Origin of the sequence: Pseudomonas morbosilactucae, from assembly GCF_023241715.1 — a bacterium.
Lineage (GTDB): Bacteria > Pseudomonadota > Gammaproteobacteria > Pseudomonadales > Pseudomonadaceae > Aquipseudomonas > Aquipseudomonas morbosilactucae.
In genome coordinates this window covers 33,336-52,573 of the sequence record NZ_JALQCW010000026.1, presented here as the reverse complement: position 1 = coordinate 52,573, position 19,238 = coordinate 33,336, and the positions used below count along the sequence as shown (strand labels likewise).

Annotated in this window: 18 protein-coding genes, 1 tRNA gene and 1 pseudogene; 13 read left to right on the top strand and 7 right to left on the bottom strand. The window is 62.7% G+C overall.

The features are described 5' to 3' along the window. Positions 1 to 13: 13 nt before the first annotated feature. From M1B34_RS12420 to M1B34_RS12405, 4 genes and pseudogenes are all read left to right on the top strand, one after another. A complete protein-coding gene (locus tag M1B34_RS12420; protein WP_268265297.1) occupies positions 14 to 2,230 on the top strand; it encodes an AsmA family protein in 2,217 nt (738 codons plus the stop codon). Then, positions 2,227 to 3,294: an A/G-specific adenine glycosylase gene (gene mutY / locus M1B34_RS12415; protein ID WP_268265296.1), complete on the top strand. Its 1,068-nt coding sequence runs from the start codon at positions 2,227 to 2,229 to the stop codon at positions 3,292 to 3,294. The genes M1B34_RS12420 and mutY overlap by 4 nt, the downstream gene beginning before the upstream one ends. Then, positions 3,291 to 3,562: pseudogene (locus M1B34_RS12410) on the top strand (oxidative damage protection protein). Before mutY ends, M1B34_RS12410 begins: the two are co-directional and overlap by 4 nt. 104 nt (positions 3,563 to 3,666) lie before the next feature. Beyond that, positions 3,667 to 3,742 (top strand) — tRNA-Phe (locus M1B34_RS12405). 237 nt (positions 3,743 to 3,979) lie between these two features. On the opposite strand, the gene M1B34_RS12400 is transcribed toward M1B34_RS12405, so the two are convergent. Beyond that, positions 3,980 to 4,567 (bottom strand): TetR/AcrR family transcriptional regulator, encoded by a 588-nt coding sequence (locus M1B34_RS12400; protein ID WP_268265295.1) that lies wholly within the window; start codon positions 4,565 to 4,567, stop codon positions 3,980 to 3,982. Between the two features lie 217 nt (positions 4,568 to 4,784). On the opposite strand from M1B34_RS12400, the gene M1B34_RS12395 reads away from it, so the two are divergent. Continuing rightward, positions 4,785 to 5,975: an MFS transporter gene (locus M1B34_RS12395; protein ID WP_268265294.1), complete on the top strand. Its 1,191-nt coding sequence runs from the start codon at positions 4,785 to 4,787 to the stop codon at positions 5,973 to 5,975. Between the two features lie 266 nt (positions 5,976 to 6,241). Here the strand turns inward: M1B34_RS12395 and M1B34_RS12385 are convergent, their stop codons facing one another. The 4 genes from M1B34_RS12385 to M1B34_RS12370 form a co-directional block, all read right to left on the bottom strand. Then, positions 6,242 to 6,520: a hypothetical protein gene (locus tag M1B34_RS12385; RefSeq protein WP_268265293.1), complete on the bottom strand. Its 279-nt coding sequence runs from the start codon at positions 6,518 to 6,520 to the stop codon at positions 6,242 to 6,244. Positions 6,521 to 6,839: 319 nt separating this feature from the next. After that, entirely contained in the window at positions 6,840 to 7,502 is a 663-nt protein-coding gene (locus M1B34_RS12380) for a hypothetical protein (protein WP_268265292.1), read from the bottom strand. 26 nt (positions 7,503 to 7,528) lie between these two features. Further along, on the bottom strand, positions 7,529 to 7,855 hold the full coding sequence (locus M1B34_RS12375; protein ID WP_268265291.1) for an isochorismate lyase: 327 nt from the start codon (positions 7,853 to 7,855) through the stop codon (positions 7,529 to 7,531). A gap of 22 nt (positions 7,856 to 7,877) precedes the next feature. After that, positions 7,878 to 9,905 (bottom strand): DKNYY domain-containing protein, encoded by a 2,028-nt coding sequence (locus M1B34_RS12370; protein WP_268265290.1) that lies wholly within the window; start codon positions 9,903 to 9,905, stop codon positions 7,878 to 7,880. 119 nt (positions 9,906 to 10,024) lie between these two features. On the opposite strand from M1B34_RS12370, the gene M1B34_RS12365 reads away from it, so the two are divergent. From M1B34_RS12365 to M1B34_RS12355, 3 genes are all read left to right on the top strand, one after another. Further along, positions 10,025 to 10,354: a hypothetical protein gene (locus M1B34_RS12365; protein WP_123329181.1), complete on the top strand. Its 330-nt coding sequence runs from the start codon at positions 10,025 to 10,027 to the stop codon at positions 10,352 to 10,354. Between the two features lie 47 nt (positions 10,355 to 10,401). Further along, positions 10,402 to 11,376, top strand: a complete 975-nt coding sequence (locus M1B34_RS12360) for an alpha/beta hydrolase family protein (RefSeq protein WP_268265289.1) — start codon at positions 10,402 to 10,404, stop codon at positions 11,374 to 11,376. Between the two features lie 79 nt (positions 11,377 to 11,455). Beyond that, positions 11,456 to 11,860, top strand: coding sequence for a hypothetical protein (locus M1B34_RS12355; RefSeq protein ID WP_123329177.1), 405 nt, complete (start codon positions 11,456 to 11,458; stop codon positions 11,858 to 11,860). Between the two features lie 75 nt (positions 11,861 to 11,935). On the opposite strand, the gene M1B34_RS12350 is transcribed toward M1B34_RS12355, so the two are convergent. Next, on the bottom strand, positions 11,936 to 12,256 hold the full coding sequence (locus M1B34_RS12350) for a hypothetical protein (protein ID WP_123329175.1): 321 nt from the start codon (positions 12,254 to 12,256) through the stop codon (positions 11,936 to 11,938). A gap of 170 nt (positions 12,257 to 12,426) precedes the next feature. Next, positions 12,427 to 13,818 carry a GABA permease gene (gabP, locus tag M1B34_RS12345; RefSeq protein ID WP_268263575.1) on the bottom strand — a complete coding sequence of 464 codons (1,392 nt, stop codon included), beginning with the start codon at positions 13,816 to 13,818 and terminating at the stop codon, positions 12,427 to 12,429. Between the two features lie 555 nt (positions 13,819 to 14,373). Here gabP and M1B34_RS12340 point away from each other — a divergent pair. The 5 genes from M1B34_RS12340 (at position 14,374) to M1B34_RS12320 (ending at position 18,661) form a co-directional block, all read left to right on the top strand. Then, positions 14,374 to 15,147 carry an ABC transporter ATP-binding protein gene (locus tag M1B34_RS12340; protein ID WP_123329173.1) on the top strand — a complete coding sequence of 258 codons (774 nt, stop codon included), beginning with the start codon at positions 14,374 to 14,376 and terminating at the stop codon, positions 15,145 to 15,147. Between the two features lie 13 nt (positions 15,148 to 15,160). Beyond that, the gene (locus tag M1B34_RS12335) at positions 15,161 to 15,913 is read left to right on the top strand and encodes an ABC transporter substrate-binding protein (RefSeq protein ID WP_123329171.1); all 753 of its coding nucleotides are present in this window, start codon (positions 15,161 to 15,163) and stop codon (positions 15,911 to 15,913) included. A gap of 65 nt (positions 15,914 to 15,978) precedes the next feature. Beyond that, positions 15,979 to 16,674 (top strand): ABC transporter permease, encoded by a 696-nt coding sequence (locus M1B34_RS12330; protein ID WP_123329168.1) that lies wholly within the window; start codon positions 15,979 to 15,981, stop codon positions 16,672 to 16,674. Beyond that, complete coding sequence (locus M1B34_RS12325) at positions 16,671 to 17,360, top strand: ABC transporter permease (protein WP_268265288.1); 690 nt, start codon at positions 16,671 to 16,673, stop codon at positions 17,358 to 17,360. The genes M1B34_RS12330 and M1B34_RS12325 overlap by 4 nt, the downstream gene beginning before the upstream one ends. An 89-nt stretch (positions 17,361 to 17,449) precedes the next feature. Beyond that, positions 17,450 to 18,661: a methyltransferase gene (locus M1B34_RS12320; RefSeq protein ID WP_268265287.1), complete on the top strand. Its 1,212-nt coding sequence runs from the start codon at positions 17,450 to 17,452 to the stop codon at positions 18,659 to 18,661. Positions 18,662 to 19,238 lie beyond the last annotated feature (577 nt).

Sequence of the window (19,238 nt, the reverse complement as noted above, 5' to 3'; positions counted from 1 at the left end):
CAAGGACTCGCCCATGAAAGCGTTCGGCAAAATCCTGGGTCTGGTCATTCTCGGGCTGTTGCTGATCATCGTGGCTCTCGGCTTTGCCTTGACCCATCTGTTTGATCCCAACGACTACAAAGACGAGATTCGCCAGATTGCCCGCGACAAGGCCCACATCGAGCTGACGCTCAATGGCGACATCGGCTGGAGCCTGTTCCCCTGGCTGGGCCTGGAGCTGCATGAAGCCAGCGTCGCCACCCTGGCCAAACCCACAGAACCCTTTGCCGACCTGCAGATGCTGGGTCTGTCGGTGCGCGTGCTGCCGCTGCTGCGCCGTGAAGTGCAGATGAGCGATGTGCGCGTCGAAGGCCTGAACCTGCGCCTGAACCGCGACAAGGACGGCCACGGCAACTGGCAGGACATCGGCAAGGCCGTGTCTACCGAGCCGCCGGCAACGCCCACTGCGGGCACTGGCACCGGCAGCGAACCCTCGCCCACGGTGGAAAAACCGGCCCAGCCGATCCGCCTGGACATCGACAGCCTGACCGTGAACAACGCCCGGGTTGAATACAACGATGAGCAGACCGGCAAGCAATTCACCGCCGAGAGCATCCAACTGAGCACCGGGCCGATCCACGAAGCCACCAATACCCCGGTCAAACTCACCGCCTTCCTGGGCAGCAACCAGCCAGCGGTGCGGGTGCGCACCGAGCTGAACGGCGAACTGCGCTTCGACCGTGCCCTGCAGCGCTACCAGTTCGAAGACATGCGCCTGTCGGGCGAAGTGGCCGGCGACCCGCTGCAAGGCAAGACCGTGACCTTTGCCGCCCAAGGCCAGCTGTTGCTGGACAAGGCCGCCAACGTGGCGCAGTGGAGCGGGCTGAAAGTTTCGGTCAACCAACTGCGCGCCCTGGGTGAACTGAAGGTCAACGACCTGGACAAGACCCCGCAAATCAGCGGCGGCCTGTCCATCGCCCAGTTCGACCTGGCGAAATTCGTCGACAGCCTCGGCCAGACCCTGCCGGCCATGGCCGAAGGCAGCCTGAGCAAGGTCGAGCTGGTCAGCCGGATCCAGGCCACGCCCACCAGCCTGGCCCTGGAAGACCTGAACCTGAAGCTCGACGACAGCACCTTCAACGGGCGCCTGGCCGTGGACGACTTCGACAAGCAATCGCTGCGGGCCCAGCTCAAGGCCGACACCTTCAATGTCGACCGTTACCTGCCGCCCAAATCCGCCGAAGCCAATAGCGCCTCCGCCGCGCGCAAGGCCGAAGTGCAAAGCAGCGAAGCCATGGCCGGCGCCGGCACCACGCCGCTGCCTGACGCCCCGACCAAGGGCGCCTGGAGCACCGAGCGCCTGCTGCCCGTGGAGCGCCTGAGCAAGCTCGACGTGATCGCCGACTTGAGCTTTGGCCAACTGACCCTGGACAAGCTGCCGATCCAGAATGCCGCGCTCAAGGCCACCGGCCAGGGCGGCCTGCTGAAGCTGGAAAGCCTGCGCGGCGAGCTCTACAACGGCAGCTTCGACGCCAATGGCAACCTCGATGTGCGCCAACCCACCCCGCTGCTGAACCTGCAGACCAAGATCAGCCGGGTGCCGGTGGAGCGCATCCTCGAAAGCCAGGGCCAGAACCCGCCAGTCAAAGGCCTGGTGACCCTCAACAGCAACCTGAGCGGCAGCGGCAACAGCCAGAAAGCGCTGATCGACAGCCTCAACGGCACCGCCAGCTTCGTGATCAATAACGGCGTGCTGCTCAACGCCAACCTGGAACAACAGCTGTGCCAGGGCATCGCCACCCTCAACCGCAAAACCCTGAGTGGCACGCCACGCGGCAAGGACACCCCCTTCCAGGAGCTCAAGGGCAACCTGACATTCCATAACGGCGTGGCCAGCAACCCCGACCTGAAAGTGCGCATCCCCGGCATGAGCGTCAGCGGCAATGGCGACATCGACCTGCGGGTGCTGGGCATGGACTACCGCGTTGGCATCGTCGTCGAAGGCGACAAGAGCGACATGCCCGACCCGGCCTGCCAGGTCGGCGAACGCTTTGCCGGTATCGAGTTGCCGCTGCGCTGCCGTGGCCCGCTGGAACTCGGGGCCAAGGCCTGCCGCCTGGACAAGGACGGCCTGGGCCAGGTCGCCGCCAAACTGGCCGGGGAACGCCTGAGCGACAAGATCGATGAAAAGCTTGGCGACAAAGTCAGCCCGGAACTGAAAAACGCGCTCAAGGGGCTGTTCAAGCGATGAGAGCCGAGGAATTTTCAACGGCGGTGCTGGGCTGGTTCGACCGCCACGGCCGCCACGACCTGCCCTGGCAACAGGACATCAACCCATATCGGGTCTGGGTCTCGGAGATCATGTTGCAGCAGACCCAGGTCAGCACCGTGCTCAACTACTTCGACCGCTTCATGGCCTCGCTGCCCACGGTGCAGGCCCTGGCCGAAGCACCGGAAGACGAAGTGCTGCACCTGTGGACCGGCCTGGGTTACTACACCCGCGCCCGCAACCTGCAAAAGACCGCGAAGATCGTGGTGGCCGAGTACGGCGGCGAGTTTCCCCGTGACGTGGAAAAACTCACCGACCTGCCGGGCATCGGCCTGTCCACCGCTGGCGCCATCGCCAGCATCAGCATGGGCCTGCGTGCGCCGATCCTCGACGGCAACGTCAAACGGGTGCTGGCGCGCTTTACTGCCCAGGAGGGCTACCCGGGCGAACCCAAGGTGGCCAAACAGCTCTGGGCCGCCGCCGAGCGCTTCACGCCCCACAGCCGAGTCAACGACTACACCCAGGCGATGATGGACCTGGGCGCCACCCTCTGCACCCGGAGCAAGCCCAGCTGCCTGCTGTGCCCCCTGGAGCGAGGCTGCGAAGCCCACATGCTCGGCCTGGAGACGCGCTACCCAATTCCCAAGCCGCGCAAGGCGGTGCCACAGAAGCGCACCCTGATGCCGATGCTGGCCAACCGCGACGGCGCCATCCTGCTGTACCGAAGGCCCTCCAGCGGCCTCTGGGGCGGCTTGTGGAGCCTGCCGGAACTGGATGACCTGGGTGACCTCGAACACCTGGCACTGCAGCACTCCCTGGCGCTGGGCCAGCAACAGGCCCTGCCCAACCTGATCCACACCTTCAGCCACTTCCAACTGGCCATCGAACCCTGGCTGGTACGGGTCGAGGCCTCGGCCCTGCACGTGGCCGAGGCCGATTGGCTCTGGTATAACCTCGCCACCCCGCCGCGCCTGGGCCTTGCCGCCCCAGTGAAAACACTGCTTAAACGCGCGGCCGATGTCTTGAATGCAGGAGAGTCGTCATGACCCGCACCGTAATGTGCCGCAAGTACCAGGAAGAACTGCCCGCCCTTGAGCGCCCTCCCTACCCGGGTGCCAAAGGCCAGGATATTTTCGAACACGTCTCGCCAAGGCCTGGGCCGACTGGCAGAAACACCAGACCCTGCTGATCAACGAAAAGCGCCTGAACATGATGAACGCCGAAGACCGCAAATATTTGCAGGGCGAGATGGATAAGTTTTTCTCTGGCGAGGAATACGCCAAGGCCGACGGCTACGTGCCGCCAGCGGAATAAACCCCGTGAAATCGGGGGGCGGACGTAAGCGACGGTAATAATTAAACATTTTTTTCAAAACTTGCTTGACGACCCTCCGAAAAACCCGTTTAATGCGCCCCGTTGCCCAGATAGCTCAGTCGGTAGAGCAGGGGATTGAAAATCCCCGTGTCGGCGGTTCGATTCCGTCTCTGGGCACCACCTTCAGCTTTCAGGTGGTGTTTACATCACGTGAAAGCACACAAAAAACCCGCCTAGTGCGGGTTTTTTGCTTTCTGCGGTTGGTAATCGCTCCCTTGCAAACCCAAACGTAGGTGAGCCACCCCGTTATCTAACGCGGTGGATTGTCAGCCGCTGGTTTCCACTATGGTTTCACTGGGAAACCCAGCGGATTTTGAAAAAAGACTCGCTGCAAGCCGCCCCTCCCAGCCGTTGCTATTACTGCCTAACTAGCAGCCCACGCAGAAGCAACTCCAGGGCAACGACGCCCTGCTCAAGCCGAGTGCTGCCATCTTCACCATCGGCGATCCAAAACGCGGCTTCAGCCAGGCTGCCGTAGATCAGCGATGCCAAGGCCTGCGAATCGGCCTGGGCAACGATACCGCCCTGCATGAGGCTGTCGATCAGTCGACGCATAGATTCAACACAATGACGCTGTGAGTCAGGCGACGCCCCTCCTAGCACAGCCCTGGCATCGCGCAGCACGATGCGCTGAATTTCAGGCTCAAGTGCCATCTCCAGGTAGGCCCGACAGCGGCTACGGAAACCGTCCCACTCATCATCGGCAGCGTCGGAGATCGCTTGCAGGCGCTCGTCCATCTCCGCATCGATTTGCTCCACCGCCGCTGCCAGCAACCCTTTCTTGTCGCCGAAGTGATGATAGAGCGCGCCACGTGTCAGGTTCGCTTGAGCGGTGAGGTCGTCCATAGACGTATCGGCGTAGCCGCGATCGCTAAAGACCTTCCGGGCAATGACCAGCAATGTGGCTCGTGTTTCTTCCATCTCAGCACGCGTGCGACGAACCATTACCACCCCTCTTACATACATTCCGTATGATTATTTACATTCTCTCCGTATGAATATACAGTCTTATTCATACGCCGCGTATGTATCTTCCCACACTCTATCACCAAGGGAAGCCGTCGCACCGAGGAAACCGAATAACCACTTCTCATCAGTGCCCCGGCCGGAGGTGACGCTAACTGACGGTACTGCGTGTTTCTCTATTCCAAGGATCTGAATCATGAGCACGTCTTCAGCCAAACTCGTTGGAACCTCTGTTCAACACCCATGGCTGGCAGTGACCGCCGTAGGGCTTGCCACCTTTTCCGTTGTGACGACTGAAATGCTCCCGGTCGGACTGCTGACGCCGATTGCCAAAACGCTGGACACCTCCCCCGGAACAGCGGGCCTGATGATCTCATTGCCAGCATTGCTGGCGGCGTTGTTCGCACCGCTGGCGGTGATCGCATCGGGCGGCGTGGACCGGCGCAGAATTCTATGCGGGTTACTAGGGCTGTTAGTGGTTGCCAACATTGCGTCGGCTTTGGCACCCAGCATGGCCTGGATGCTGGCCGCCCGTGTTCTAGTCGGATTTTGCATGGGTGGTATATGGGCGATCGCCGGTGGGCTAGCTTGTCGGCTTGTCCCTGGTCACTCTGTTGGTTTAGCCACCTCGATCATCTTCGGAGGAGTGGCAGCTGCTTCAGTGCTGGGTGTTCCACTTGGCGCACTGGTCGGTGACTTTGCTGGGTGGCGCTGGGCCTTCGGCGGCATGGCGCTATTCAGCGGGTTAGTGTTGGCGTTGCATCTTGCTGTTATCCCCGAACTCCCCGTTACTGGTTCGGTGACCGTGCGCCAGTTTGGCGAACAGCTAGGCAACCGGACGCTACAAGCCGGGCTACTTCTGACACTGGCACTGGTGGCCGGACACTTCATGGTTTTTACCTTCGTGCGTCCGTTACTGATATCGGTATCGGGGTTCGATAGCCAATGGGTGAGCGCACTGTTATTCGCCTATGGCTTAGCGGGCATAGCCGGCAACTTCCTGGCAGGGATCATCGCAGCGCAGCGCACAGCGCAAACCTTGATAGCCATCTCATTGGGCCTGCTACTGGTGCCAGTGCTGTTCCTGATCATCGGCCACTCCAACATTGGCGGCATTGTGCTGCTGGTTTGGGGGTTAGCCTATGGCGGCGTGTCGGTCGGCCTGATGACGTGGATGATGAAAGCCGCGCCGCGTGCCGTGGAAATTGCTACGGCGCTGTATGTAGGCGTTTTCAATGTCGGAATTGCATTAGGAGCCTGGGCGGGTGGTCTCGTTTTAGATGGGATCGGCCTTACCGGTAACCTCTGGGTAGCCGGCGGGTTCGCCACTATCGCTTTGCTGCTGTCTCTCAGTATCTGTGTGGCTGAGCACAGAACAACCGTTTGATTGCGGAGCATTTTGGGGGCTCCTGACTCGGCGTCCACTGATCGACAGCCTCAGCGAATTGATCCGCCAGTCACGCAAGCAGGTATTGCGTACCGTCGACACATTGCACGTGCAAACCTGCAGGCAGATGGGCCGGCATGCCGCTACACAGGGTGTGTCCAGCCGTGCCTTGGAACGCCAGATCGGCACGCTCTATGACGAACGCCCTTGAGCAGCCAGGATCGAATCGATCCTGGCTGAACTGACACATGGCCTGCGTCCGCAGGTCAGGACGCTTTGTCAGCCCACTCCGTCGCCCTGCCTTGCGCCACATCGAGCAGGGCTACGCCATCACCGAGCAACAGTGCGGCGATGTCGGCGATCTGGAACAGGTCGCTGTCGTCGGCTGTTTGCGCGGTCATGCAGGACAGGCTGTTCATCAGTTTGTGGATGGCGCGGATGCGCTGATCGGCGCAGGCCAGGAGGTCCAGCAGCGGTGCATGGGGATTGATCAGCAAGACAGGGTTGTCTGCGGCGGTGCTTTGAAGAGGGATATATCCGTTCATGGGCGAAACTCCTTGTGTGTGAGGAGCTACCACCCAACTTCCTACCGGCCAGGTGGCAGCTGCACGCGGGGGTAGGAACCGGTCACAAGATCCGGCCACGCCGAAGCGTGCCCGCGTACAGCCGCCATAACGCATAGGCAGCAGAAGACACCCAAAAGGCTGGGTGCCTGTACGCATCTTATGATCGGGTTCCTACGCCCGGTCGCTGATTTGGCAGCGACCGGCGCAGAGTAAAGAGCGGGTCAGGTGAGCGCAAGCCCTCGCCTGATGACTGAACGTTACAGGGCCAACCCGCGCCCCAGGCTCAATCGCGCCCCGCTCACACCTCCCCCTCCAAGCGCCGCGCACGTTCCCGGCGGGCTTCGATCCGGGTGGGCGGAAATTTGCCGTAACGCACCATGGGCACGATCTCGATGTGTTGCGCCGCAGGCAGTTGCGCCACGCGCTTGATCATCCGCAGCACCGAGTATTCACTGCGATGGGTGTTGATGCGCAGGCTGTATCGCTCGAACAGCGGCACCCTCAGCTGGATCTGGTAGCTGCGGAAATGGAATATCCCCGAGCGCCCCATGTTGCGGTACTCGTTGAAGGTCTTGATCTGGACCATGTCCTCGAACGCGATGAAGTGCTGGTAGCTCGCGCAGGGCGCCTGTTCAGTGCCGCACAGCAGGTGCAGGCCCTGGGCATCGAACCAGGCCAGGCGCTGCTCGGCTGGGCTCAGCCAGTGGTGCAGCAGCAAGAAGACCACGGGGTAGCACAGGGTCGACAAGCCCAAGGGCAAGGTCAGCGTGCTGCCGGTGAACAGCGCGGCGACAAAGCCCAGGGCCAGCAGCAGCCAGAGTGCCGGGAACAGGCGAGCCGCCCAGGAGCGGGGCACAGGAAGGAGGAACGGATGCCCGCGCTCGTCCAACAGGACCACATCCTCGGGAAACAGCTTGATCGTGATCTCCGGAGCCGGTGACGACGCCTGTTCGTCGGGCACCGGCGGCTCACTCACCGCACCCGACATCAGGCGCTGGCCGTGGGCTGCTCGGCCTGCCAGTGCTTCATCTCTTCAGCGATAAAATGCTGCACCAGGTCGCTGTACATTTTCTCGATCGCATCCGGGCTCAGGCCTTCGGCCGCCGCCCATTCGCGACGGGTGGCGAGCATGGCCTTGAAGCGCTCCGGGGCGCGCACCGAGGTGGCCGAGGTCTTGAACTTCGAGGCGGCCAGCACGTATTGGAACCGTTGGCCCAGCAGTTGAATGACGCTCTGATCCAGGCGGTCGATTTCCCGGCGGATATCGTCCATGCCCTGGCATTCCTGGGGTTGCAGCGTTTTTGTCGCGTCCATGTGTGCAGTCCTTAGTGAATGACTATTTCTTCAAAGTTTCGCCGGCCTTGGCCAAGGCTTGTCGGTACTCGTCTTCGCTGGTTTCGGTCAGCCCCACGTCGCGCTCGTAGCGATAGAACGTTCGCTTGTCCCGAGCGAATTTGGCGTCGAGAAACTCCAGGGTCGGCAGGTCGATACGCTTGGCGCTCTGCGGGCGGCGGCCGCAGAACAGTTTGCGGGTCCCCAGCTGCAGAAACTCCGGGTGCGGCACCGACACTTCGTCCATGGTGAATTCCACATCCAGCGGTTTGCCAGCCCACGACATCAGTTCGGGGCTGAAGGCATAACTGCCCAAAAAGCGCGTGGTCGCCGGGTTGAGGTGTTTTTTTATTTCGCCGTAGCAGTACACCGCCGACGCATCCCTGGCCCAGCCATGGCCGAAGGTTTCGAAAGTGGCGAGATCGGCTTTGCGCAGCAGTTCTGGCAGGTGGTAGTGAATCCAGTGCTTGAACACGGCCTTGCCATCGGTGATGTACACCTCATCCAGGAACCGGAAATGCTCTACAGGCTGGGCCGAAAAACGCTCGGCGGCCATGTTGGCCCTCGAATAGTAATCAATGCGGTACAAGCCATTGGCATCGCCGCACAGGCTTTCGTTGAGCAACCTGAAGCTGGCCGCGTCCAGGCCTTCGATCTTATTCCCCTGGAAGTACACACTGCGCCCCAGGCTGAAGCCCTGACCGATATCCCGCAGGCTGGCCGGGTCTTCCTCTGCTTCAGGCTGCTCACGTTGCGCCTGCATGCGGTGCCACCAGTAATCCTCTCGCTCAGGGTGCGCGGCAAAGTACGGCGCCCACTGCTCGAACATCGCGTTATTAAGCACCCCACCAGCGTTCAGGGGGCCATGCCGGTCGCCCACCAGCACCGGTGCGTATTCGCCCTCGCCCCGATACAGCTTGGCCACCACCAGGCTGTCCACCTCCAGCTCCAGCAGTTGCTTGCCCAGATAAGCGCGCTGCTGATCGCAGTAATGGTTGAAGCCCAGGGAGCGAAAACTCGGGCCGTGAGCGCCGCGCAATCGGGTGCCGGCGGCGTAGACGTATTGCTCGTCCACGGCAAAATAGCGATCGTCGCTCTCCGTGCTCGCCACCACACGCCCGCCGGCGTCGAACTGCGGGTACTGCTCCTTCACCAGACGGAACTCGCCGACATTGCGGAGGGTTCTGCCGGTGATGTAATAGGCGCGTCGGGCATCCTTGGCATAGCGTTCGTTGAGCACGGTGAAGCTGGCGAGGTCGACGTCATCGATGCGGTAGAAGTATTCGTAGCTCACGCTCGAACCTTGCTGTGCCTGGACGATGATCGACTGACCATCGCTGAACCAGCGGCCCGCGACCTGATGAAAGCCCTCCGGGTTGGCGATGGGCAACGGGCTGCCGTCCTTCTGGTGCAGAGGCTTGAAGCCTCGGCAGACCTGGCCATTGACCACTTGGTAAGCCCGGCAGTTGGTCGCCCGCACCTGATCGCCCGCGTTGGCCACGCGACGACCATAGAGAAAGAGCCCCACCCCGTCGGTGTACAGCGGTGCAGGCACGACCCCTTCAGTCAGGTCCTGCTCGAGCAAGGCAAACGCCTCATGCTGCACGTCCTGCATCGCGCGCACTTCGTAATCGGTAAAGAAATAGAGGGTCAGGCGATCGCGCCAGTACCCATGGAGCAGGCTATGCAAGGGCTCGCGGAACTGGAACGGCAAGGCAAGCAACGCCTGGAAGCCGTAGCGTCCGTCGTAATGCGGCTGGCAGTAAAAGACGCAGCGCGCATCAGCCAGCAAGTGGCGGTTGCGGCGATGGCGCCAGACCGGCTCTCCGGGGATCAGCGGTGTCGGCCAAAAGCCCCCGGCCGCAGCCTCTTCGGCCACGACCTGGGGCGCCTTGCCCTCCGGGTTGAGCAGGATGTAGGTGTCGCGAGCCTGGGCATCGCCCAGCAACTCGCCCTGCACAAACCCATAACCCTGATGCCACTCAAGCGCCAATGGCTCCCAATCGGCAAGATCCCTTTCCAGCAATTCCATGTGCGGTAGTCCAAGGTGGCAGAGGCGCCGATTATCGTGATCGGCCGGGGGCGAGTAAAGTTACCCGCCGCGCCCCATCGCAGGGGGCCGCCGCAGACTGCCACAAAGGAATGTTGCCCATGAGCCAGAAAAAAGTTCGCGTCCCCTTGCCCCACCCCGCCCCCGACAACCCGCGACGCGGCGCCTGGGTGTTTGTGTTGATCGGGGTGTTCCTGTTGCTGCTGGTGGGCGGCCTGGGTTTCCTGCTGGTGGACAGCGTGGTGCAAGGTCAGATCGTCACGGGCAACCGGGTCGGCCCACGACGGATTTATACCCTGGCCACAGAGCCCGGGCGCTTCTGGTTCGAAATCGTCATGCACGGCCTGATTGCCCTGGTGCTCGCCGCCCTCGCCGTTGCAGCGTTCTGGGTAAGCCGGGTATTAATGGGCACGGCCGCCAAACACCCCTAGCCCCGACCACGCTCAGGGCGCGCCATTGCGCCACAGGAGCCCCGATCATGACCGTGCACACGCCACCCACCCCCTTGCCGACGCTGAACGCCACAACGCTGCCTGGCGCCGATGTGGCCTTCAGCGAGGCGGCGGCTGACGGCTTCCTGCTGGGCGGTTTCAGCTGGCGCCATTGCCAGCCAGACCGCGAGCGCCCGGTAGTGATCATCAACCCGGCCACCTCGGTGCGCTGCCGGCACTACTCGCGGTTTGCCGAGTACCTATTCGCCCATGGCTTCGAGGTGCTGCTGTATGACTATCGCGGCATCGGCGAGTCGCGGCCGACCTCGCTGAAGGGGTTGCACGCGTCGTGGTCGGATTGGGGCGTGCTGGATTTCGAGGCCATCTTGCAACGCGCCCAGCGCGAGTTTCCCGGGCAGCCGATCGACGTGGTGGGCCACAGTTTTGGCGGCTGCGCGGCGGGCCTCGGCGCCTCGGGCGCAGCGATCCGCCGGCTGGTGACAGTCGGTGCGCAATTCGCCTACTGGCGCGATTACAGCCCCCAGCAACGCTGGCAGATGTTCGGCAAATGGCACCTGTTGATGCCCCTGGTCACCGCACTGTGCGGCTACTTCCCAGGCAAGCGCCTGGGCTGGCTCGAAGATACCCCGGCCGGCGTGGTGCGCGATTGGGCCACGCCGCGCGCACGCTACGAGCAGCGCCCCAGCGGTCGCCAGCTGGTGCGCCAACACGCTGGCCTGCCCTTCGCCTGGGTCGAGGCCGACCTGCTGGCCATCAGCATTGAGGACGACCCTTACGGCACCGTGCCGGCCATCCAGCGCCTGCTGGGGTATTTCACCGGCAGCCGCTGCACCCATTGGCGCATTGCGCCCGAAGACATTGGCGAACAGGACGTCGGGCACTTCGCGTTTTTCCGCAGCCACTATCAAGACCGCCTGTGGCCGATTGCCCTGCACTGGCTGCAACACGGCACCCTGGCGGCAGGCACGCCGGGGCGCCCCGTGCCGCCTGTGGTCATCTAAAGGTGCCGGGGCGACCTTTTACTGGCATCCTTTTGCACCTGAGTTTCAGCTCCCCCCTTCTGCAACAGGTAAGGCGCCCATGGCATCTGCGAACAAGCAACACAAAAGAGCCCAGCGGGCGAAGACCAAAGCCAAGCAAAACCGCACCCAGCGCAACGTTGCGCCCGTGGAGCTGGACCCGAACGATGACCGCATCGACTTCGAGTCGGTGGATCTGACCGAGCTGTTCAAAACCATGCGCGATGCCGAGCAGACCAGCCTGCAAGCACTGTGCACGGCGTTCCTGGAAGACCCGTTGCTGGCCCTGGTGCTGGAGCAGGAAGGCGAGGAAGGCGCCACCGACTTCATTCTCGCGGCGCTGATCGAGTACCGCCAATGGTCCACCGAAGCGGACGAAGCCAGCGCCCTGGCGTGGATCGAATCGCCGGCGTTCCAGACCGCTTATGTCACCGCCTCCCAAGCCCTGCTTGACGCCGCCGACTGAGCCCTGCCTGCGATAAAAAAAGGGCGCATTCAGTGATGAATGCGCCCTTTTTGCATCGCCCGAAACACTCAGGCCTCAAGCGGCTTCCAGTGGGGGGATGGCCACGCCGATCCGTGTGCTGATGGCGTCGAGGTTGCCACTGGCGACGGACTGCGCCTTGAAGCCGGCGCCGACCAACTCGGCGATGTGCAGCCTGTTGTAGGTAAAACCGAACACCACATTGCTCAAGGTGAAGGTGAAGATCCCCAGGGCAAACAGGATCGCGCCCCATTTCCAGTCTTCCCGGAACAACGGCGGCAGAAAGCCGAAAAACAGCACCGTCCAGGAAAAGCCCACCGGCGCTGCCCGTACCGCCCCGGACTCCGGGTGCTTGAAGATGATCTTGGTGAATGCCATGCGTGCTCCTGCGTGCCCCGGCTTGAGAATCTGAGGGCCGGACTATAGCCATAAGCCGCCAGGGGTGGAACCGGCACCCAGCACCGAATGCCGGGGACAGCGCCGATAAAACGAAAAAGCCGCGGTCGGTATCGACAGCGGCTTTTTCAGTGGAGCGACGGCTCAGGGAATCAGTTGAGCACCGCCGCGCCAGCACGTTCCAGCTTGCGACGCCGTGCCACAAACAGGCCGGCCGCAATCACCAGAAGGCTCAACACACCGGTGGCGAGGATCTCCACCCGGTGGTCTTCCTGGAACAGCATGATGCCCAGCACCGCAACGATAAATACGATCACCGCGTAGGTCAGGCCCGGGAACAGCCACATGCGGAAGGCGATTTTCTCACCGGCCGCCACGCGTTTCTGACGCATGCGCAGTTGGGACACGGCAATCACCAGGTACACCAGCAGGGCAATGGCGCCGGAGCTGGCCAGCAGGAACTCGAACACCGCCGCTGGCGCCACGTAGTTGGCGAACACCGCCAGGAAGGCCGCAGCCGTGGACAGGATCACCGCCCAGTAAGGCGTGCCGCTGCGGTTGGTACGCTTGGCAGCCGCCGGCGCGTCGCCGCGCTTGCCCAGGGAGAAGAGCATGCGCGAAGCGGTGTACAGCGCCGAGTTCAAGCAACTGGTCACGGCCACCAGCACCACCAGGTCAACGATCAGCTTGGCGTTGGGGATGCCCATGCGATCGAGCACGGTCTGGTAGGAACCGACGTTGGCCAGGCTTGGGTCGTTCCACGGCACCAGGGCCACAACGATAAAGATCGACACCAGGTAGAACAGGCCGATCCGCCAGATCACCGAGTTGGTGGCCTTGGAGATCTGCTGGCCCGGGTTCTTCGATTCCGCCGCCGCAATGGTGACGATCTCGGTGCCCATGAACGAGAACATGGTGGTCAGCATCGCCGCCAGCACTGCGCCCATCCCGTTGGGCAGGAAGCCCTGGGTGTCGAACAGATGGGACACGCCGCTGACCTGGCTGGTGGGCAGCAAGCCGCAGATCGCCAGCAAGCCGAGGATCACGAAGCCGATGATGGCCACGACCTTGATCAGGGCGAACCAGAACTCGAACTCGCCGTAGTTCTTCACGCTGAACAGGTTGGTGGCGGTGAGCAGCAAGGTGATCACCAGGGTGAAGACCCAGATCGCAATGTCGGGGAACCAGGCATGCAGGATGGTCGCCGCGGCGTTGGCTTCCAACGGAATCACCAAGACCCAGAACCACCAGTACAACCAACCGATGGTGAAACCGGCCCAATGGCCGATGGCGCGGTCCGCATAGGTAGAGAACGACCCGGTGTCCGGCGAAGCGACGGCCATTTCCGCCAGCATGCGCATCACCAGCACCACCAGGGTGCCGGCAGCGGCGTAAGCCAAGAGAACAGCAGGGCCGGCTTCGGCGATGGCGTGGCCGGAGCCGACGAACAGCCCGGCACCGATTACGCCAGCGATCGACAGCATGGTCACATGCCGCGGTTTGAGCCCCTGTTCGAGGTCATTGGAGAGTTGCGTACCGCTCATGAAAAGCACCTTTGCAACGAAATAAAAATTCATTCCACCCGGTCTGCATTCCTTCTCGTAAAAAGAATCCAACAGGGCGTTGTTTATTTCTTACGCAAGATTTGCGCCAAAATGTTACAGGCTCCCGGATTCCGCGGGCTGCAAGGCGACCGACGGTTTTACGCAAGTCATTGAGATTAATGGCATTTCGCCAGAGCGTTACCGGTTCACCCATCTGCTAGACGAAACCGCGCACCCGAAACACACCCGAAAAGTGCGCTACGCACAATAAAGGGGCGGTTCCGTGACCTTTGGCCCGTTGCTGCTTCCAACACCCGGCCAAAGCTGGCAACATCGCGCCTTTTTTTACGCGACACCGGCCGCAAACACGGATGAAACGGGCGTCGGGTTGTAGATGGCGCGACAGTCTGCTGCGCCGATGCGACAACCTGTCACGCCCCTTCCGTTTACCCCCGGTGACGCTGTTGGCTGCGCTTGGACCCCTATGCTAGGTTGGCGCCTCGCCAGGAAGGCCAGCCAACAGCAGGAGCGCAATGAACTCTATGAGGACCGCACATGGCTGAGGCCACGCCCGCGCTTGAAATCCGCAACTTGCATAAACGCTACGGTTCGCTGGAGGTACTTAAAGGTGTCTCGCTGACCGCACGCGACGGCGACGTGATCTCGATCCTGGGCTCCTCCGGTTCCGGCAAGTCCACCTTTCTGCGCTGCATCAACCTGCTGGAGAACCCGCACCAGGGGCAGATCCTGGTGGCCGGTGAAGAACTCAAGCTCAAGCCGGCGAAAAACGGCGAGCTGGTGGCCGCCGACGGCAAGCAGATCAACCGCCTGCGCAGTGAAATCGGTTTCGTGTTCCAGAACTTCAACCTCTGGCCGCATATGAGCGTGCTCGACAACATCATCGAGGCGCCGCGCCGGGTGCTGGGCCAAAGCAAGGCCGAAGCCATCGAGGTGGCCGAAGCCCTGCTGGCCAAGGTCGGCATCGCCGACAAGCGCCACGCCTACCCAGCCCAACTGTCCGGCGGCCAGCAACAGCGCGCCGCCATCGCCCGCACCCTGGCGATGCAGCCTAAAGTCATCCTGTTCGACGAGCCGACCTCGGCCCTGGACCCGGAAATGGTCCAGGAAGTCCTCAACGTGATCCGCGCCCTGGCCGAAGAAGGCCGTACCATGCTGCTGGTCACCCATGAAATGAGCTTCGCCCGCCAGGTATCCAGTGAAGTGGTGTTCCTGCACCAGGGCCTGGTAGAAGAGCAAGGATCGCCACAGCAGGTCTTCGACAACCCGCTTTCGGCGCGCTGCAAACAATTCATGTCCAGCAACCGCTAACGGAGCTACACGCATGCAGAGCTATAAGAAAATCCTCCTGGCCGCTGCCGTCAGCCTGGCCTTCAGCGCCACGGCCGCTGCCGAAACCCTGAAAATGGGCATCGAAGCGGCCTACCCACCGTTCAACAACAAAGACGCCAGCGGCCAAGTGGTCGGCTTCGACAAAGACATCGGCGAAGCCCTGTGCGCCAAGATGAAAGCCGAGTGCAGCATCGTCACCTCCGACTGGGACGGCATCATCCCGGCCCTGAACGCCAAGAAGTTCGACTTCCTGATCTCGTCGATGTCGATCACCGACGAGCGCAAGCAAGCGGTGGACTTCACCGAGCCCTACTACTCGAACAAGCTGCAGTTCATCGCGCCTAAAGCCGAGGCCGGCTTCAAGACGGACAAAGCCTCGCTCAAGGGCAAGATCATCGGCGCACAACGGGCGACCCTGGCCGGCACCTGGCTGGAAGACAACCTGGGCGACGACATCACCATCAAGCTCTACGACACCCAGGAAAACGCCTACCTGGACCTGACGTCCGGCCGCCTGGACGCGATCCTGGCCGACAAGTACGTCAACTACGAGTGGCTGAAAAGCGAAGCCGGCAAGCCTTACGAGTTCAAGGGCGACCCAGTGGAAGAAAGCGACAAGATCGGCATCGCTGTACGCAAGGGCGACCCGATCCGCGAGAAGCTCAACGCCGCCCTGAAAGAAATCGTCGCTGACGGCACGTACAAGAAGATCAACGACAAGTACTTCCCGTTCAGCATCTACTGATCCTGACGGTCCTGACCGGCGCCCGCCCCCTGGGCGCCGGCCTTTAGCAAAGCCTGGCAAACCCCATGAATATCGACCTCTACGGATTCGGCCCGGCGCTCGCCGCGGGCGCGTTGATGACCGTCAAACTGGCCCTCTCGGCGCTGTGCCTGGGGCTGGTGCTCGGCCTGCTCGGCGCCCTGGCCAAGACTTCCCCGTACAAGCCCCTGCAATGGCTGGGCGGGACCTATTCGACCCTGGTGCGCGGGATCCCCGAACTGCTCTGGGTGCTGCTGATCTATTTCGGCACGGTCAACCTGATGCGCGCCCTGGGCGAGTTCTTCGGCAACCCCGATCTGGAACTCAACGCCTTCGCCGCCGGCGTCATCGCCCTCGGCCTGTGCTTCGGCGCCTACGCCACTGAAGTGTTCCGCGGCGCGATCCTGGCGATCCCCAAGGGCCACCGTGAGGCCGGCGTGGCCCTGGGCCTGTCGAAGACACGGATTTTCACCAAGCTGATCATGCCGCAGATGTGGCGCATCGCCCTGCCCGGCCTGGGCAACCTGTTCATGATCCTGATGAAAGACACCGCCCTGGTTTCGGTGATCGGCCTGGAAGAAATCATGCGTCACTCGCAGATCGCCGTGACCGTGTCCAAACAGCCCTTCACCTTCTATATGGTGGCGGCCTTCATGTACCTGGGCCTCACCGTGCTGGCCATGACCGGCATGCACTACCTGGAAAAACGCGCCGCTCGCGGCTTCGCGAGGAGCACCCAATGAACTGGGAAGTGATCATCAAGTGGCTGCCCAAGCTGGCCCAGGGCGCGACCCTGACCCTGGAACTGGTGGCCATCGCCGTCATCGCCGGGCTGCTGCTGGCCATTCCACTGGGCATCGCCCGCTCGTCGCGCCTGTGGTACGTGCGGGCCTTTCCGTACGGCTACATTTTCTTCTTCCGTGGCACGCCCCTGCTGGTGCAGTTGTTTTTGGTCTACTACGGCCTGGCCCAGTTCGATGCGGTGCGCGATAGCGCCCTGTGGCCCTACCTGCGGGACCCGTTCTGGTGCGCCACCGCCACCATGACCCTGCACACCGCGGCCTATATCGCGGAAATCCTGCGGGGCGCGATCCAGGCCATTCCACCGGGCGAGATCGAAGCGGCGCGGGCCCTGGGCATGTCCAAGCCCAAGGCGCTGTTCTACATCATCCTGCCCCGGGCGGCGCGCATCGGCCTGCCGGCCTACAGCAACGAAGTGATCCTGATGCTCAAGGCCAGCGCCCTGGCCAGCACCGTGACCCTGCTGGAGCTGACCGGCATGGCGCGGACCATCATTGCCCGGACCTACCTGCCGGTGGAGATCTTCTTCGCCGCGGGGATGTTCTACCTGCTGATGGCATACATCCTGGTGCGCGGCTTCAAGCTGCTGGAGCGCTGGCTGCGGGTCGACGCCTGCCAGGGCCGCTAAACACCCTGACGCTCCCCAGGCCCTGGCCTGGCGGAGCGGCCGGGCACTGCTGGGCCTGAACACCCCTTTCAATACCCCGAGCGCCAAGCATGCCCGCGATCCTCCAAGGCCCCGAACTCCTGACCCGCTTTCAGGCCCTGGAACACTTCCTGCTGGCCCACCAAGGGCTCTGGCGCCCGCGCCCCTTCACCCACCTGCAACTGCCCTGGGAAGCCCAGCACCCCGAACTGGCCTGCTGGCTACGCGAGCGCTCACTGGCGGACGCCGAAAGCGCCCACAACCACCCGGAACAGCTCGACGCCCCAGGCCCCTTTCCCGCGCTGGCTGCCGAGTCGCTGGCCCTGGGCTCGGTTGACGAACTGCCGAGCCTACCGCTGCACGCCGCCCACCCACGCTTGAACGTCGACGTGCCCGGACGCAAATGGCAGCAGATCGAGGCCTTTGCCAGCCGCCTGGACTTTGCCCACCGCCCCGAACACTGGTTGGACTGGTGCGCCGGCAAAGGCCACCTGGGCCGGCGCCTGCTGCAAGGCGAGCAGCAACTGACCTGCCTGGAATACGACCCAGCCCTGGTCGCCAGCGGCCAGCAACTGAGCCAGCACCTGCAACTGCCGGCCCAGCATGTGCAGCAGGACGTCATGGCCGCCGACGCCGCCGCGCGCCTGGGCGCCCAGCACACCCCGGTGGCCCTGCATGCCTGCGGCGACCTGCACGTGCGCCTGATGCACCTGGCCAGCGCCGCCGGCTGCCGGCACCTGGCAATCGCCCCCTGCTGCTACAACCGCATCGCGGCTGAGCGCTATCAGGGCTTATCCACAGCCGCCCAGGCCTCCCGCTTGCAACTGTCCCTGGAAGACCTGGGGCTGCCCCTGAGCGAAACCGTGACCGCCGGGGCCCGGGTCCGCCGCCAGCGCGACACCTCCATGGCCCGGCGCCTGGGCTTCGACCTGCTGCAACGCCAACTGCGCGGCGTCGACACCTATTTGCCCACGCCTTCGCTGCCCAGCGCCTGGCTGGACAAGCCCTTCGCCGACTACTGCCGCGACCTGGCGGCGCTCAAAGGGTTATCCACAACCGCCACGCAGGACTGGCCAGCCCTGGAAGCCGCCGGCTGGCAACGCCTGGCCCAAGTGCGCAACCTGGAACTGCTGCGCGGACTGTTCCGGCGGCCCCTGGAGCTGTGGCTGGTGCTCGATCGGGCGCTATTTCTGGAGGAACAGGGGTATGCCGTGCGCCTCGGCTCGTTCTGCCCGGCGCCCCTGACCCCGCGCAATCTGCTGCTGCTCGCCGAACGCCGATAACGCACTGCGACAGTGCGTCGCAAGCTGTGGATAAGTCTGTTGATGAATAATTGGCGAAGCCTCGAAAAACAACGCTTTCAGGAGGCATTCGCAATTGGTCATTTTTTGTTCATAAAATAAATCTTCGAAAAAACAGCCAGTTGCAGGCTGCTGTGAAGGGCTTCACAGATTGGCCGGTAAAACGCCGGAAATACCCGCCCGTTGTGCATAAACACTGCAGGCAACGGGCATAAGGGCCCCTTGTAGACGCAACCAGCGGCCCCGCAAAGGGCCTGATTCGGGCCGTAACAACGCTCCATCCGATCGACCGGCACTGCGCGCTCCCCTCTTCTAGACTTCAAGGGGGTCGTGGACGGAACCGAACACGTCGCTTTCGTACCGGCCCTTCGAGGGCAGCGTGGCAAGCTGCCTGTTATGCCCTGAATAGGTGCGGCAAAGACCGCACCGGGTCCAACAAGATGCCCGCTCAGGGTGCCTGGCCACCGGCCTGAACATGCCGCGAAAACCGTGACGTGGTGTGAATGCCGCAGCCGACACTTTCGGACAACCGACAGCCTTATTGGTGTGTCCGTGACCG

Coding starts and splice junctions, on each gene's coding strand:
- M1B34_RS12350 (WP_123329175.1), bottom strand. CDS start 12,256: ATGGCATTCACCAAGATCATCTTCAAGCACCCGGAGTCCGGGGCGGTA.
- M1B34_RS12375 (WP_268265291.1), bottom strand. CDS start 7,855: ATGGACGCGACAAAAACGCTGCAACCCCAGGAATGCCAGGGCATGGAC.
- mutY (WP_268265296.1), top strand. CDS start 2,227: ATGAGAGCCGAGGAATTTTCAACGGCGGTGCTGGGCTGGTTCGACCGC.
- M1B34_RS12385 (WP_268265293.1), bottom strand. CDS start 6,520: ATGAACGGATATATCCCTCTTCAAAGCACCGCCGCAGACAACCCTGTC.
- M1B34_RS12370 (WP_268265290.1), bottom strand. CDS start 9,905: ATGGAATTGCTGGAAAGGGATCTTGCCGATTGGGAGCCATTGGCGCTT.
- M1B34_RS12320 (WP_268265287.1), top strand. CDS start 17,450: ATGCCCGCGATCCTCCAAGGCCCCGAACTCCTGACCCGCTTTCAGGCC.
- M1B34_RS12395 (WP_268265294.1), top strand. CDS start 4,785: ATGAGCACGTCTTCAGCCAAACTCGTTGGAACCTCTGTTCAACACCCA.
- M1B34_RS12325 (WP_268265288.1), top strand. CDS start 16,671: ATGAACTGGGAAGTGATCATCAAGTGGCTGCCCAAGCTGGCCCAGGGC.
- M1B34_RS12360 (WP_268265289.1), top strand. CDS start 10,402: ATGACCGTGCACACGCCACCCACCCCCTTGCCGACGCTGAACGCCACA.
- M1B34_RS12420 (WP_268265297.1), top strand. CDS start 14: ATGAAAGCGTTCGGCAAAATCCTGGGTCTGGTCATTCTCGGGCTGTTG.
- M1B34_RS12365 (WP_123329181.1), top strand. CDS start 10,025: ATGAGCCAGAAAAAAGTTCGCGTCCCCTTGCCCCACCCCGCCCCCGAC.
- M1B34_RS12335 (WP_123329171.1), top strand. CDS start 15,161: ATGCAGAGCTATAAGAAAATCCTCCTGGCCGCTGCCGTCAGCCTGGCC.
- M1B34_RS12330 (WP_123329168.1), top strand. CDS start 15,979: ATGAATATCGACCTCTACGGATTCGGCCCGGCGCTCGCCGCGGGCGCG.
- M1B34_RS12400 (WP_268265295.1), bottom strand. CDS start 4,567: ATGGTTCGTCGCACGCGTGCTGAGATGGAAGAAACACGAGCCACATTG.
- gabP (WP_268263575.1), bottom strand. CDS start 13,818: ATGAGCGGTACGCAACTCTCCAATGACCTCGAACAGGGGCTCAAACCG.
- M1B34_RS12340 (WP_123329173.1), top strand. CDS start 14,374: ATGGCTGAGGCCACGCCCGCGCTTGAAATCCGCAACTTGCATAAACGC.
- M1B34_RS12355 (WP_123329177.1), top strand. CDS start 11,456: ATGGCATCTGCGAACAAGCAACACAAAAGAGCCCAGCGGGCGAAGACC.